We start from the raw sequence: 13753 nt of genomic DNA, 5'->3' as shown, positions 1-13753 counted from the left end.
ATAGGCTCCGGGCGGTTTCAGAAGTCCAGTGTGCTGGACAGAATGAAGGTGCGCGGTGCGCCGACAATCAGCGAGCCATCACCGGGATAGCCGCCGGCCGTGGCCCAATATTTCTTGTCGGCCAGGTTTTCCACACGGGCGCGCAGGGTCACCTGCTGATCGCCATCAAGCAACAGGCTGTAACGCACACCGGCGTCGAAGCGGGTCCAGGAAGGGACTTTCTGCTGGTTGTCGATGGCGGCATACTGGCTGCCGGTATGGATGGCTCGTGCATCCAGCGCTAGGCCACTGACGGTCGGCACCATCCAGTCGACGCCCAGATTGGCCTGCACTTTCGGTGCGCCGATGGCGTCGTTGCCTTCCACATCGCTGTCCAGCAGGCTGACCCCACCGAGGATTGACAACTGCGGTGTGGCCTGGCCGTACAGCGACAGCTCCACGCCGCGGTTGCGCTGATGGCCGATAACCCCGTAAACGCCGTTTTCCGTGCCTGCCATCTGCTTGCGACTCTGGTACAGCCCCAGACTGCCCCCGATACGGCCGCCGTCATACTTCATGCCCACTTCGTTCTGCCGGGTCTTGTAGGGAGCCAGGATCTCGCCGGCATTGTCTACCGGCTGGCCGCCGGCCTCGGTGGGTGCCACATCGCCCTTGACCAATCCCTCAATATGGTTGGCGTAGAGCGACAGCTCCGGTGTCAACCGGTACAGCACGCCGGCTACCGGGGTGATCTCACTCTCCGAGTAGGCACCCGTGCGTACGCCGCTGTTGTAGTCATAACCGTAACTGCGGATTTTCTGGTAACGCGCACCGAGGGTGATCTGCAGGCGCTCATCCATGAATGACAGTACATCGGCCAGCGCCACGCTGGAGGTCCGGGTCTTGTCGGTAAGCAATGGATGATCGAAGGTGCCGCCGATCAGCACCGGAGGTGGCGAGGGAACGTCGACCGGCTGGTAGATATTGCCTGGGAAGCCGGCGAAGTCGGAGAACTCATAGGTATTGCGCGAGTCCATGCGGTAGATCGAACTGGACAGGGTCACCTGATGGCCAACGCTGCCGGTATGAAAGGCGCTGCGTACACCGGCTTCGCCGGTCTTCACGGTATCTTCACGCACATTACTGAAACGGTTGGCAGTGCTGTCGCCGTTGGCATTGTTCACGGTCGGTTCGGAGAAGCTGCCGGACTCATCCCCCTTGCGCATGCCGGCCGCCACCCAGCCGGTGAAATACTCATTGAAATCATACTCGGCGCGCAGCGTGCCGAACGTATCCCGGGCGTTGGAGAAGGTCCAGGGCTGGGCGATGCTCTTGTCGGGATCGGGGACGGAAGGGATATCCACCCCGGGTGCGATGCTGATGGCTGGCTGGATATCATCCAGCTGGTGATCCTGATGGCCCAGGTCGGCGGAGATGCGCAGCCGGTCGCCACGGTAGTCGACACCCAGGGCAAACAGGCTCAGCTCATTGGACTCGCCGTCGACGGCGGTATCGCCATCGCGGCGGGCAAAATTGAGCCGCACCCCGATCCGGTCATCGGCCAGGCGTCTGGCGAAGTCGCCAGTAACATAGGTTTGCGTACCTGAGCGCACGCCGGCGGTGATCTGGTTGAGCGGCTGGTTGGGCGCGCGCTTGGGCACGATGTTGATCGCACCACCCAGACCACTGCCGCCGGGCGCGGCGCCATTGAGAAAAGCATTGGCGCCGCGCAGGACTTCCACGCGCTCGATCAACTCCGCGTCCAGATACTGTCTGGGCAACAAGCCATACAGGCCGTTGTAGGACATGTCGTCGGAATAGATCGGCAGGCCGCGCACCATATACACCTGCTGAAAATTGCCGAAGCCGCGGGCGGCACGCACCGCCGGATCGTTCTCGACAATATCGGCGACGCTGGCCGCCTGCTGATCCTGGATCAGCATCTGGGTGTAACTGGTGAGCTGGAATGGGGTTTCCATATTATCCTGATTACCCAGTAGTCCGACCCGACCACCCCGGGCCACCTGGCCGCCGGCATAAGCCGGTGGTAAACCGCCAGCGGAAGCATCGGCACTGGCGCGAACTTCGGTCGACGGCAGTGCCAATGGGCTATTGGCGTTGTCCTCGGCCAGAAGCGGAAGGGCATGGAGCGCCAAGGGCAATGACAAGGCGGTTAGGGTCAGCCGAAATGGGTGCATGGTGCTGGGCTCTCTGCAGTTGGCAGTATTTGTAATGCGAATCCTTATCATTGTAATTTGATTTTGTAAGTAATTGCTACAGCTGATCGAACGACGCCCAGCAACTTGGCCAAACTTTTGCCCGCCAGGGGCGTCCCAGCTAATGGGTCTATCGCAAGGGGGCGACATGTCATTTTTGCAGCTGCGCAATGCCGGTGTTTTTACCGTTTTGAAGCGAACCGCGAAGGAATTCAGCGATGATGATATGTCGACCTATGCCGCGGCGTTGGCATACCGGGCGCTGTTTTCCATTTTCCCCTTTGTCCTGTTTCTCATGGCGGTGCTCGGTTTCCTGCATTTGCCGAACTTCTTTGATTGGCTGCGAGCCCAGGCGGCGATAGTCCTGCCACCGGTGGCGCTGGATCAGGTCAACCCGGTGATCGATCAATTGCAGGAAAGCCAAGGTGGGCTGCTGTCGTTCGGCATCCTGCTGGCGCTGTGGACCGCGTCGATTGGCGTGCGCTCACTGATGAACGCGATGAACAAGGCCTACGACGTCAAGGAGGGGCGACCCAGCTGGAAGCTGTTCATCCTGTCCATTCTTTACACCATAGGCATTGCCATAATGCTGCTGCTGGCGGCCGGCTTCATGACCCTGGGGCCGCAGGTGATGGCCTGGCTTGCTTCGCAGATCGGGCTGGAGCAGGTGCTGGTCGTGGTCTGGAGCTGGCTGCGCTGGCCGGTGGCTATTCTGCTGCTGATGCTGGCCGTTGCGCTGATCTATTACGCTACGCCCGATGTCGAGCAGGAGTTTCGGTTCATCACTCCGGGTTCGGTGGTGGCGGTGATCGTCTGGCTTGCCGCCTCGGTCGGCTTCGGTATCTATGTGCAGAACTTCGCCAACTACAATGCGACCTACGGCAGTATCGGGGCGATTATCGTATTGCTGTTGTATTTCTACATTACTGCCGCCGTCCTGCTGCTGGGTGCTGAGCTCAATGCGGTGATCGAACATCTTTCCATGGAGGGCAAGGACGAGGGGGAAAAGGAAATCCCGCAATAAGGGTCTGGCGATGTTCATCTACTCCGTCATCCTCGGCTGCGCCGGGGATGACGGAAGGCGAGCCGGGTTACTTCAACGGCAGTTTCCAGCCTTGCGGTAACCCTGCTGCTGCGCTTCGGCTTCGCTGTTGAACCGCTGGATATTGCGGGCACTGACCTGACCGTAGCTCGGGCAACCCTGGGGCAAGTGATAAACCTTGCTGTTGCGGTTGCCGATGATGCGGTTGTCTGCTGACGCCGGGGCACGCTCAGTCGAGCGGGTCGAGGCGACCACTCCGGCACCGCTGTTGTGATGGTTCAGCGTCCATTGCCGCGCACCGGTGACGAAGGGATTGTCATGACCCATCAACCGGCTGATACGCTGATTGCGCTCCTGTTCCCAGATACTTACCGGCTGTTGCCGGTCCCAAGCCATCAGCAACCGTTGTTGCTGACTGGACATGGTCAGATCGTAATGATCGTGCATGTAGAACCAGACCCGGGCGATCTGCCCCTTCACTTCATTTCGCGGCTCCACGGTCCGCTCGGAAAACGCCACCTTGAAATCGCACTGACCATGTTGATAGGGCGTACCCGGTAGCATGCCGAAACGAAAGTTGCTGCGATCGGCATTGGTTTCACCGATGGCCGGCGTGAGGTTGTGCAGGTCGGCTTCCATGGCACTGAACACCGGGTCGGTCTTCTTGCAGTTGCTGCGACCGCCCTGCTGCCAGCACTGACGCTGCTGGCCGAACAGCGAAGCGGGGACGATATGCTCCCATTCGATCCGGGCGGCACGGTTGGGTTGGGCGCGGGTGCGGTAGCCGCAGCTGGCTGCATCCACTACGCCGCCGGAGCGGCCAACCCATTCCCAGCTGCAGCCGCAATAGAAGCTGCCATGGTCATTGCGGTCGTGGTACACCTGTTGGCGAGCCAGCGTCTTGGCGGACTCGAAAGTCGCCGGCGCAGCGGACAGGATGGATGGGAACAGAAAAGCGAAGAGACAGAGTGCGAGGGTACGACAGGATCTGGACATTGAACGACTTATAGCAATGAGAACCGGGGTATCCGATACAGCGGGCGCCATTGTACCGAAAGGCTAACGGAAAGTGTCCGTTCAGACGCAATCGGCTCGCATTTGAGTCAGATAATCTGCTGGCGCATATTCATATCCTGAATGCCGCCTATGGACGGGTTTCGTTTTTATTCGACGGGGCTTTTGCGTAATGTAATGGGCCGTTCAGTCCCTGCCGGTAGCCGCTGTAGTAACTGGTCCGGCGTATAAATACGATGATTTGGAGAGGAAATCATGGCTTCGTTTGAAGACATCAAGCAGGTAGGTGTAATCGGTGCCGGTACCATGGGACGTGGCATCGTCATGAACTTTGTCAACGCTGGTTACCCGGTGGTCTGGCTGGACGTGAATGGCGAGATGCTGGAGAAGGGCCTGGTCGAGATCGCCAATGTGTATAAGCGTTCGGTGGCCCAGCAACGTTTTGATGAGGCTGAGGCCCAGGCTCGCGTACAGCGCATCACCACCACTCAGGACTATGCCGCCCTGGCCGACATGGATCTGGTGGTCGAGGCCGTGTATGAAAACATGGACCTGAAGAAGACCATTTTCGCTGAGCTGGACAAGGCGGTTAAGCCATCTGGCATTCTGGCGACCAACACCTCTTATCTTGATATCGACGAGATTGCTTCCGCCACCCAGCGTCCGGCGCAGGTGCTGGGCCTGCATTTCTTCAGCCCGGCACACATCATGAAGCTGCTGGAAGTGGTGCGTGGCAAGGCCACAGACCAGGATGTGCTGGATGCCTGCCTGGCGGTCGGCAAGAAGATCGGCAAGGAAGCGGTACTGGCTGGCAACTGCCACGGTTTCATCGGTAACCGCATGCTGTCGATGTATTCGCGCCAGTCCCGTGAAGTAGTGCTGGAAGGTGCCACGCCCTGGCAGGTGGATCAGGCGCTCCAGGGCTTCGGCATGGCCATGGGCCCGTATCGTATGTATGACGTGGTCGGGGTGGACCTGGGCTGGCGTTCGCGGCAGTTGGCCGGTGTTGGCCGCGGCGAGCCGATCGTGTGGCTGGACAACCGCCTGTGTGAAATGGAGCGTTTCGGTCAGAAAAGCGGCCATGGCTTCTACCGTTACGAGCCGGGCAGCCGTCAGGCGATTCATGATCCAGAAACCGACATGATGGCCCGCGAAGTGGCCGAAGAAGCCGGTTATACCGCCCGCGACGTGGCTGATGAAGAAATCGTCCAGCGTTGCATTCTGGCACTGGTCAATGAAGGTGCGCGTATTCTGGATGAGGGCTTTGCCGAAAGCGCCGAGGATATCGATCGTGTTTACCGTTTCGGCTACGGCTTCCCGGCCGAGCGTGGCGGGCCGATGACCTATGCCGACAGCCTGGGGCTGGACGTGGTGCTACAGCAGATCCGTGAGCTGGAAGCGCGTCAGGGCGAGTTCTGGAAGCCGGCCGCTGGTCTGGTCAAGCGTGCCGAGGCCGGTGAGAAGTTTATCGGTTGAGTGTTGACCGGACACTGCCATAGCCTGAGAAGGCTATGGCACCGAAAAGCAGTACTGAAAGCAGGGGAGCGGCAATCCGAAAGTGGTGGGATGCCGTAGGAACTGATGAGGCCGCAGGTTTCGGGGCGTAGCGCACCTGCGCTACGCCAATGGCCCTTTGGCCGCGCAGCGTCCGATCTTGCTGTCAGTCACTCTTGACCGGCGTGCCGATCACCGGCTCGCCATCCAGCGTCGCTTCCTTGAGCATGATCTGATAATGCTGACCGTCAGTCTCAATCTGGCTCAGGCGGACCAGCAGATACTGCCAATCCTTGGCGAACCACAAGGTTGTCTCCCGCTTGGCGTCGGGCTCGCGTACGCGTTCGACCTCCACGGCGTCAAACTGCCCGGCGCGGGTGGTGACGCGTTTCTCACCGGTGACGCGGAAGCGGTATTCCTCTATCTCGTCTTCATCCGCTACCCGATAACTCATCTCGGTCTTGCCTGCCATCAGATCGCGCTGCAGGGCCAGTTGATAAGTGGTGCGGTCGAGCAGTCCGGGTTCGGCCGGCAGGCTGAAGGATTCCTTCTTATGCTCGCCGGTGACTACGCCGGCTTCCCAGTCAAAGTTCTGTGTGGTCACGCGGCCACGGCCCAGGCCCTTGCGCTCGTAGCGATAACTGAGCGGGATCAACTGGTCGTTCTCCAACCGCAGCTGGCTTTCCTCGTTCAGCCTTGCGACGAACATGCCGGCATGGAAGGACAGGGTCCAGGTACCGTCGGGGTTGGCCTGCAGGCTGTGCGTGGCCTCGCCGTTGACCGGAATCTTCTTCATGTCGGCAGCGTAGCTGGCGGTAAAGGGAACCAGCTCCTGCGCGTGGACCAGGCTGCTGCCGAGAGCCAGTACCGCGGCGGCCAGCCAGCGGCCCGGGCGACGGAACAAGAGCGAACTGCTGTCAATCATGCAAATGACCTCGCGTATCTGCTTCGAATTGATCCAGCCTGAGGCCACAGGGAGCGATAGGTGTGCCATCCAGGCAAGCTTGGCCGTCCTCCAGCCGCAGGCGACCGCTGACGTACAGCATAGCAGCCAGTGGATAGAGTCGATGTTCTGTGTCCCGCACCCGTGCAGCTAGGGTGTCGGGCGTATCATCGGCCAGCACCGGCACATGGGACTGCATGATAGCCGGGCCGCCATCGAGCTCCTCGGTGACGAAATGCACCGTGGCGCCATGCTCGCGGTCGCCGGCCTCCAGTGCCCGCCGGTGAGTGTGCAGGCCGGTGTACTTCGGCAGCAGCGACGGATGGATATTCAGCAGGCGCCCCTGATAGTGCTGAACGAACTCGGAGGTGAGGATGCGCATGAATCCGGCCAGAATGACCAGGTCGGGCGCATGGGTATCGATGAGCGCGGCGAGTGCCTGATCATAGGTGGCTCGGTCGGCGAATTCTCGATGATCGAGAACGGCGCCAGGAATACCGGCCCTGGCGGCGCGCTCCAGACCGAAGGCATCGGCGCGGTTGGAAATCACCGCGACAATGTCAGCCTGCCGGGCATGCAGAGTATCGATAAAAGCCTGCAGGTTGCTGCCTGATCCGGAGATCAGGACGACGATGCGGCAGCTCATCCGCGGCCGTTACGCAGTACTACAGCCTCACCGTTGGCAGCGGCATTGTCGATGGAACCGATGATCCAGGGTTGCTCGCCGGCGTCCTTCAGTACCTGCAAGGCGTTGTCGGCCTGATCGGCCGCGACGCAGATGACCATCCCGACGCCGCAGTTGAGCACGCGGTGCATCTCGGTTTCGTCGACGTTGCCCTGTTCTTGCAGCCAGTCGAATACCGCCGGGCGCTGCCAGCTGCTCAGATCGATGATGGCGCTGGCACCTTCTGGCAGCACGCGGGGAATGTTCTCCAGCAGGCCGCCACCGGTGATGTGAGCCATGGCTTTCACTGCGCCGGTCTGCTTGATCAGCTGCAGCAGGGCCTTGACGTAGATGCGCGTTGGCGCCATCAGCAGGTCGGTCAGCGGCTGGCCATCCAACTGCACGTTCTTGATGTCGGCACCGGCGACTTCGATGATCTTGCGAATCAGCGAGTAGCCATTGGAGTGCGGGCCGGAAGAGGGCAGGGCCAGCAGCACGTCGCCGGGCTGGACCTTGGTGCCATCAATGATCTCGGCCTTTTCCACTACGCCGACGCAGAAGCCAGCCAGGTCATAGTCATCACCTTCGTACATGCCGGGCATTTCCGCGGTCTCGCCACCCACCAGGGCGCAGCCGGCCAGTTCGCATCCAGCGCCGATACCGGTGACCACCTGGGCGGCGACATCGACATTCAATTTGCCAGTGGCATAGTAGTCAAGGAAAAACAGCGGCTCAGCACCACAGACCACCAGGTCGTTCACACACATGGCCACCAGGTCGATGCCGATCTGGTCATGTTTGTTCAGGTCCATCGCCAGGCGCAGCTTGGTGCCGACGCCGTCCGTGCCCGAGACCAGTACCGGCTGGGTGTAGCCCGCCGGGATTTCACAGAGCGCCCCGAAGCCACCCAGCCCCCCCATGACTTCCGGGCGCGCGGTACGTTTGGCGACATGTTTGATGCGATCGACAAGGGCATTTCCGGCGTCTATGTCGACCCCGGCGTCCTTGTAGCTGATGGAAGGCTTGGCGGGCTTTTGGCTGCTCATGCGTGGGTCTCGAGTGATCAAAGTGGGGAACGCGCTAGTGTACCAATTCATCGCGCAGGCGACCATGCTCCGACGACTTTACACCGCTACGGTTGCTGCCGCTCCAGTGCTTGTTTAATGTATGCGCTTTAGGGCCGCTGTTTCACCGCCGTTTCGAGGCTGACAGTCGCATTCACCAGATGGAATTACCCATGCGTTTCAAGCAAAGAGTCCGGCTGCTTCTATTGTGCGTTGCTGCCCTGGCGTCGTTCAATCTCAGCGCTGCGGTGCTGGATGATCTCTATCGGGTGCAGGTCGCTCAGGCCGAGGACCAAAGCCGGGACGACGCGCTGCGGGGGGCCACCCGGGTTATGTTCCAGCGTCTGGTGGGCAGTGATGTGGAACTGCAGCGTGGCCCCTTGGCCAATGCGATGAAATCGCCACAAGACATGATGCGCCGCATTGGTACAGCGGAGGGTGGCCAGCTTCGCATTGAATTCGACTCCCAAGCGCTGACCAAGCTGGTGCGCGAGGCCGGGTTGCCCGCCCTGGGCCGCAACCGTCCGGGTATCGTGCTCTGGGCGGTAGAAGCCAACGAGCTGGGTGATCGTACTCTGAGCCCGGTCAGTGCCTGGGCATTGACCTTGAAAGAAGCGGCGGCGCATCGCGGCGTTGCCCTGAGTTTTCCGCTGGGTGACCTGCAGGACATGAGCCAGGTCGACGAGCAACTGATCCGTCAGGCCAGCCGGGACGAGCTGCTGGCGGCCAGTGAGCGCTATCCAGTAGAGGGCACCTTGGCGATGACGGTGACGGGAGAAGGGGATCAGAGCGCGCTGGACTGGACATTGTGGCTGAATGACCGGAGCGATTCGGGGCGCATCACTGGCACCGCCGAGGCCGCCGCGGATGAGCTGATGGTCGCTATCGCCAATGCGGTATTCACTCAATATGCGACACCCGCCGGCGCTGCCGACGGGGCGTCCGGCTGGCGTTTGCATGTCGAGGGCATCAATAGCGTGGCCGATTATGCCGGTCTGCTGCGTTCGGTGAATCAACTGGGCTCCCAGACTCCGCAGTTGATCGCCATCGAGGGTGACAAGGTGCAGCTGCAAGTGAGTTTCCCCGGCAGCGAAGCCCAGCTGGAACGCTTGCTCAATCTGGATATGCGTCTGCAACGCATGCCTGAGCCAATAGTTGAGCAGCCTGTTGCTACCGAGCTGCCGAGCGACCCGGCAGATGTCGGGATGGCGCCCGAGGAGGATGTCGGTCTTGCTCAGGAGCCTGGCGCCGAGCCGGCTGAAGCCCCGCTGCCGATTGCTGAGCCCGAGCAGAACCAGCCCGCGGTGCCTGCCACCCCGACGCTACCCACCTTATATTTCCGCTGGCGTGGCTGATGATGACGCATCGGCTGCTGGGCAGCGGAGCGACACATAAGGTGGAATCGGTCTGATGGCGCAACCCATGCAGCTGCCCCTGGGCGTCAAACTCCGGGACGAAGCCACCTTCGACAATTATTATCCCGGCTCCAATGCCGGCGTGCTGGCAGCGCTGCAAGTCCTGGCCGACGTCCAATCTGCGCCGGCCGAGCTGTATATCTACCTGTGGGGGGCGTCTGGCAGCGGTCGTTCGCATTTGTTGCAGGCCGCCTGTCACCGGATGGCGGAAACAGGCGGCCTGGCGATGTATCTGCCGTTGGCCGAGCTGCTGGATCACGGTCCGGGATTGCTGGAAGGTATGGAGCAGTTCGACTTGTTGTGTCTGGATGAACTGGATGCGCTGGCGGGCCGGGAGGAGTGGGAGGAAGCCCTGTTCCACCTCTACAACCGCATTCAGCAACGCCAAGGGCGGCTGCTGATTGCCGCCGCCGCCGCGCCCCGGGCGTTGCCATTGCAACTACCGGACCTGGTCTCGCGCCTCGGTTGGGGGCTGGTATTCCAATTGCAGGTGTTGGATGACGACGGCAAGCAGCAGATGCTCAAGTTGCGCGCCGAGCGGCGCGGCCTGCAAATGCCCGATGAGGTGGCGCGCTATATTCTCAGTCGTGGCGCGCGGGGCATGAGTGAGCTGTTTTCCGCCCTTGAGCAGCTGGACCAGGCATCCCTGCAGGCCCAGCACCGATTGACCATTCCTTTCGTCAAACGGGTAATGGGTTGGTAATCAGGCTCCGGCGGGGTGTAATGCACGTACCCGCTGCGCCTGGAAACTCCAGCGTACATAGCCCAGTGCAGTGATGAAATACAGCACGCTGGTACCCACCAGAATGGCGCCATAGAGTTCACGCCCCGGCTGAAAGCAGGTCTGTACCCCATAGATGAAATACAGGTTGATGGCAAAGCACAGCCAGGCATGGGCGCGCACATTACCCAGGGCAATACCCGGCAGAAAGATCAGCAGCGGTACCAGCAATACACCGATGATTACCACCGGATTGGCACCATGCAGGTCGGCGATGAAGGCGTTGTAGATGAACAGGCACAGCAACAGCCCGGCATAGCCCAGCGCTGCGAGCAGGCGGCTGATACGTATGCGCGGTTCCAGGTAATGCAGTGATGGCAAGGGTTTGTCAGCTTTGGACATGAACGGCTCCGGCCAGTAGCTGACGAGTGACCGTGGCCACGCGTTTGCCGAGTGCCCGGCACAGGGCAGTCTCGTGACTGTCCAGCGGGCGGGAGCCGTCGCCACCGGCCAGATGGCTGGCACCATAGGGTGTACCACCCCCGCGGGTCTCGGTGAGTGCGGCCTCGCTGTAGGGCAGGCCGACCAGCAGCATGCCATGGTGCAGCAGCGGCAGCTGCATGGAGAGCAGGGTGCTTTCCTGCCCGCCGTGCATGCTGGCGGTGGTGGTGAATACGGCGGCTGGCTTGCCGGACAGGCTGCCAGACAGCCACAGGCTGCTGGTGCCGTCGATGAAGTATTTCAGCGGCGCTGCCATGTTGCCGAAGCGGGTTGGACTGCCGAGTACCAACGCCGCGCAATTCTTCAGGTCATCCTCGGTGCAGTAGAGCGCGCCGCTGTCGGGGATTTCCGGAGCGCTGGCGCGAGTCTCGGTGGTTACCTTGGGAACCGTGCGCAGGCGCGCTTCCAGGCCGGCCTGCTCGATACCTTCGGCAATCAGACGGGCCATCTTGGCGGTAGCGCCGTTATGGCTGTAATACAGCACCAGAACATAGGGATCATTCATGCGTACAGCTCCAATACCCGCTCCGGCGGGCGCGCAATGATGGCCTTGCCGTCACGGATGACGATGGGACGCTCGATCAGGCGTGGGTAGTCCACCATGGCCTGAACCAATTCGGCTTCGCTCAGATCGGGGTCGTCCAGCTGCAATTCCTTGTAGACATTTTCTCCCTTGCGCATCAGCTCGCGTGCGGAGAGGCCCAGTTGCTGCAGCAGGGCGCTGAGGGTGGCGCTGTCGGGCGGTGTGTCTATGTACTGGATGACTTCCAGTTCATCGCCTTGCTGTTCCAGCAGCGCCAGTGCCTGGCGTGATTTGGAGCAGCGGGGGTTGTGATAGATGCTTACCCTGGACATGGCAATCTCCGTTCAGGTCGGATTCGATCCGCCGCGCTGTGGCCGGGGCGGGGTATGAAGGCTATTCTAAGCGCTTGAAGACCATTGACAACCACCCCGTCTCGCCAGGGAGGCAATGGACTATGAGGGTATCGTTTTTCAGGGAGTCTGAATGCCGCGTCAACTGCAACTGCTATGGTACTTCTGCCGTTATCTGTTCCGGCGGTTCGGCGAGGACAACTGCGCCAAAAATGCCGCAGCTCTGACCTATACCACCCTGTTCGCGGTAGTGCCGGTGATGACGGTTACCTATGCGATGCTGGCGGCAATACCGGCATTCAATCAGGTGGGCGGGCAGGTCGAGACCTTCATCTTCGACAATTTCGTTCCTTCCACCGGGGCGACCCTGCGTGAATACCTATCCGAGTTCTCCCAGCAAGCCCGGCAGCTGACCGGCATTGGCGTGGCGCTGCTGATGGTGACCGCGCTGCTGATGTTGCTGAACATCGAGAAGGCGTTCAATGCCATCTGGCGAATACGCTACCCGCGTCGGGGCATTTCCAGTTTCCTGCTGTATTGGGCGGTGTTGAGTCTGGGGCCGCTGCTGCTGGGGGCAGGGTTTGTGGTCAGTACCTATCTGGCATCTTTGTCTTTTCTATCTGGGGATGCGGTGCTGGCATCTGCCTGGCGGCAGCTGCTGGGCTGGTTGCCGCTGCTGCTGAGCATCGCGGCCTTTACGCTGATCTATGTGGCGGTGCCCAATACCCGGGTGCGGCTCAAGCATGCTTTTGCCGGGGGGCTGCTGGTGGCCTTGCTGTTCGAGGGGGCCAAGGCCAGCTTTGCTCTTTATGTGGCGTTGTTTCCGAGCTTTCAGCTGATCTATGGTGCCTTCGCGGCGTTTCCGCTGTTTCTGCTGTGGATCTACGTCAGCTGGATGATCATTCTGTTCGGCGCCGAACTGGTCTGTAATCTGGGCAGCAGCTCTGCCTGGCAGCGTCCGACCTATCCCCGGCTGATCCATCTGCTGGCGTTGCTGCGCGTGTTTCTCCTCGCGCAGCGGCAAGGGCATACAGTGGACCTGGCACGGGTGAATGCCGCCGGTTGGGGTGTGCCGGAAGATCTGTGGCTGCAGTTGACCGAGTGGCTTGAAACCCGGCGCATCATCACTCGTGCTCAGCAGGGTGGCTATGTGCTGAGTCGGGACCTCGATCAAATGGAGCTGACGGAATTGCTGGACGCATTGCCGGAGGCTGTGCCCAGCGTGGCCTCGTTGCCGCTGTTGTTGCATGGGGATGACGTCTGGTATCCGGCGGTACGCGAAGCGCTGGTCGAACTCGAAGACAATCGCCGCCATATCCTCGCCGGCAGTGTAAAAAACTGGCTGGGTGGGGATGGCAGGGGCGCATCGATTACTGGGGAGGAATAATGAGAACTGCTTTGTTGGGCGTCATTCTGGGCGCCGGGGTACTGCTGGCTGGCTGCGGTGAGGAGCGCTGGCTGGATCATCGTGGTGAGAGCGTCAGTCGGGCAGATCTGCAGGACCGCTGGATGGTGGTGAACTATTGGGCCGAATGGTGCGCACCCTGCCGACATGAATTGCCCGAGTTCAACAGTCTGGCAAAAAGACCGAACGTGGCGGTATTCGGCGTTAACTATGATGGCATCAGCGGTAATGAGTTGCATGAGCTGGCAGATGAAATGGATATCGAATTTGCCGTGATGGGGCAGGACTTCGTCGACAGCTTTGGCCTCGAACGTCCGCAGGTATTGCCGACCACTTACGTCTTCAACCCCGATGGGAAGTTACTGCACAGCCTGGCGGGACCACAGACCGAGGAGACATTACTGGCGCTGCTGGAATAGGGG

General features: G+C 60.8%; 14 protein-coding genes. 6 read left to right on the top strand and 8 right to left on the bottom strand.

Translation table 11 applies throughout. From position 1 onward, the window contains the following. Positions 1-17: 17 nt before the first annotated feature. Entirely contained in the window at positions 18-2177 is a 2160-nt protein-coding gene (locus tag DHB74_RS02410) for a TonB-dependent receptor (protein WP_499160676.1), read from the bottom strand. Between the two features lie 166 nt (positions 2178-2343). Between DHB74_RS02410 and DHB74_RS02405 the strand changes: the two genes are divergently transcribed. Beyond that, positions 2344-3219 carry a YihY/virulence factor BrkB family protein gene (locus DHB74_RS02405; protein WP_036988569.1) on the top strand — a complete coding sequence of 292 codons (876 nt, stop codon included), beginning with the start codon at positions 2344-2346 and terminating at the stop codon, positions 3217-3219. A gap of 72 nt (positions 3220-3291) precedes the next feature. On the opposite strand, the gene DHB74_RS02400 is transcribed toward DHB74_RS02405, so the two are convergent. Further along, positions 3292-4233 (bottom strand): endonuclease, encoded by a 942-nt coding sequence (locus tag DHB74_RS02400; RefSeq protein ID WP_036988570.1) that lies wholly within the window; start codon positions 4231-4233, stop codon positions 3292-3294. Between the two features lie 273 nt (positions 4234-4506). On the opposite strand from DHB74_RS02400, the gene DHB74_RS02395 reads away from it, so the two are divergent. Continuing rightward, positions 4507-5727: a 3-hydroxyacyl-CoA dehydrogenase gene (locus DHB74_RS02395; RefSeq protein WP_074777906.1), complete on the top strand. Its 1221-nt coding sequence runs from the start codon at positions 4507-4509 to the stop codon at positions 5725-5727. A gap of 184 nt (positions 5728-5911) precedes the next feature. Here DHB74_RS02395 and DHB74_RS02390 read toward each other — a convergent pair whose 3' ends face one another. From DHB74_RS02390 to purM, 3 genes are read right to left on the bottom strand one after another with little or no spacing between them, the layout of a single operon-like run. Beyond that, the gene (locus tag DHB74_RS02390; RefSeq protein ID WP_051610699.1) at positions 5912-6670 is read right to left on the bottom strand and encodes a DUF3108 domain-containing protein; all 759 of its coding nucleotides are present in this window, start codon (positions 6668-6670) and stop codon (positions 5912-5914) included. Continuing rightward, the gene (gene purN / locus DHB74_RS02385; RefSeq protein WP_074777908.1) at positions 6663-7334 is read right to left on the bottom strand and encodes a phosphoribosylglycinamide formyltransferase; all 672 of its coding nucleotides are present in this window, start codon (positions 7332-7334) and stop codon (positions 6663-6665) included. Before purN ends, DHB74_RS02390 begins: the two co-directional genes overlap by 8 nt. Further along, entirely contained in the window at positions 7331-8398 is a 1068-nt protein-coding gene (gene purM / locus DHB74_RS02380; RefSeq protein WP_036988572.1) for a phosphoribosylformylglycinamidine cyclo-ligase, read from the bottom strand. The genes purN and purM overlap by 4 nt, the downstream gene beginning before the upstream one ends. A 191-nt stretch (positions 8399-8589) precedes the next feature. Here purM and DHB74_RS02375 point away from each other — a divergent pair, with 191 nt between their 5' ends. Both DHB74_RS02375 and hda read left to right on the top strand, forming a co-directional pair. After that, positions 8590-9771, top strand: a complete 1182-nt coding sequence (locus tag DHB74_RS02375; protein ID WP_036988573.1) for a DUF2066 domain-containing protein — start codon at positions 8590-8592, stop codon at positions 9769-9771. 55 nt (positions 9772-9826) lie between these two features. Continuing rightward, positions 9827-10534: a DnaA regulatory inactivator Hda gene (gene hda / locus DHB74_RS02370; protein ID WP_036988574.1), complete on the top strand. Its 708-nt coding sequence runs from the start codon at positions 9827-9829 to the stop codon at positions 10532-10534. Here the strand turns inward: hda and DHB74_RS02365 are convergent, their stop codons facing one another. The 3 genes from DHB74_RS02365 to arsC are packed head-to-tail and all read right to left on the bottom strand — an operon-like array spanning position 10535 to position 11908. Further along, positions 10535-10954, bottom strand: coding sequence for a DUF2069 domain-containing protein (locus DHB74_RS02365; protein WP_036988575.1), 420 nt, complete (start codon positions 10952-10954; stop codon positions 10535-10537). Then, complete coding sequence (wrbA, locus tag DHB74_RS02360) at positions 10941-11558, bottom strand: NAD(P)H:quinone oxidoreductase (RefSeq protein WP_036988576.1); 618 nt, start codon at positions 11556-11558, stop codon at positions 10941-10943. The genes DHB74_RS02365 and wrbA overlap by 14 nt, the downstream gene beginning before the upstream one ends. Further along, positions 11555-11908, bottom strand: coding sequence for an arsenate reductase (glutaredoxin) (gene arsC / locus DHB74_RS02355; RefSeq protein WP_036988577.1), 354 nt, complete (start codon positions 11906-11908; stop codon positions 11555-11557). Before arsC ends, wrbA begins: the two co-directional genes overlap by 4 nt. A gap of 151 nt (positions 11909-12059) precedes the next feature. Here arsC and DHB74_RS02350 point away from each other — a divergent pair, with 151 nt between their 5' ends. Together DHB74_RS02350 and DHB74_RS02345 are read left to right on the top strand one after the other, a co-directional pair. Next, a complete protein-coding gene (locus DHB74_RS02350; protein ID WP_074777910.1) occupies positions 12060-13313 on the top strand; it encodes a YihY family inner membrane protein in 1254 nt (417 codons plus the stop codon). Further along, positions 13313-13750: a TlpA family protein disulfide reductase gene (locus DHB74_RS02345; protein WP_074777912.1), complete on the top strand. Its 438-nt coding sequence runs from the start codon at positions 13313-13315 to the stop codon at positions 13748-13750. Before DHB74_RS02350 ends, DHB74_RS02345 begins: the two co-directional genes overlap by 1 nt. The last annotated feature ends 3 nt before the right edge of the window (positions 13751-13753 follow it).

Origin of the sequence: Pseudomonas sp. G11-1, from assembly GCF_024031555.1 — a bacterium.
GTDB classification, from domain to species: Bacteria; Pseudomonadota; Gammaproteobacteria; order Pseudomonadales; family Pseudomonadaceae; genus Halopseudomonas; species Halopseudomonas bauzanensis.
Note: the sequence above shows the minus strand (reverse complement) of the source record. Positions and strands in the feature narration are given on the sequence as shown.

Excerpts from the sequence above, each read along its gene's own strand:
- DHB74_RS02375 (WP_036988573.1), top strand. The coding sequence starts at position 8,590 with ATGCGTTTCAAGCAAAGAGTCCGGCTGCTTCTATTGTGCGTTGCTGCC.
- hda (WP_036988574.1), top strand. The coding sequence starts at position 9,827 with ATGGCGCAACCCATGCAGCTGCCCCTGGGCGTCAAACTCCGGGACGAA.
- purM (WP_036988572.1), bottom strand. The coding sequence starts at position 8,398 with ATGAGCAGCCAAAAGCCCGCCAAGCCTTCCATCAGCTACAAGGACGCC.
- DHB74_RS02365 (WP_036988575.1), bottom strand. The coding sequence starts at position 10,954 with ATGTCCAAAGCTGACAAACCCTTGCCATCACTGCATTACCTGGAACCG.
- DHB74_RS02345 (WP_074777912.1), top strand. The coding sequence starts at position 13,313 with ATGAGAACTGCTTTGTTGGGCGTCATTCTGGGCGCCGGGGTACTGCTG.
- arsC (WP_036988577.1), bottom strand. The coding sequence starts at position 11,908 with ATGTCCAGGGTAAGCATCTATCACAACCCCCGCTGCTCCAAATCACGC.
- DHB74_RS02400 (WP_036988570.1), bottom strand. The coding sequence starts at position 4,233 with ATGTCCAGATCCTGTCGTACCCTCGCACTCTGTCTCTTCGCTTTTCTG.
- DHB74_RS02390 (WP_051610699.1), bottom strand. The coding sequence starts at position 6,670 with ATGATTGACAGCAGTTCGCTCTTGTTCCGTCGCCCGGGCCGCTGGCTG.
- wrbA (WP_036988576.1), bottom strand. The coding sequence starts at position 11,558 with ATGAATGATCCCTATGTTCTGGTGCTGTATTACAGCCATAACGGCGCT.
- DHB74_RS02410 (WP_499160676.1), bottom strand. The coding sequence starts at position 2,177 with ATGCACCCATTTCGGCTGACCCTAACCGCCTTGTCATTGCCCTTGGCG.
- DHB74_RS02395 (WP_074777906.1), top strand. The coding sequence starts at position 4,507 with ATGGCTTCGTTTGAAGACATCAAGCAGGTAGGTGTAATCGGTGCCGGT.
- purN (WP_074777908.1), bottom strand. The coding sequence starts at position 7,334 with ATGAGCTGCCGCATCGTCGTCCTGATCTCCGGATCAGGCAGCAACCTG.
- DHB74_RS02405 (WP_036988569.1), top strand. The coding sequence starts at position 2,344 with ATGTCATTTTTGCAGCTGCGCAATGCCGGTGTTTTTACCGTTTTGAAG.
- DHB74_RS02350 (WP_074777910.1), top strand. The coding sequence starts at position 12,060 with ATGCCGCGTCAACTGCAACTGCTATGGTACTTCTGCCGTTATCTGTTC.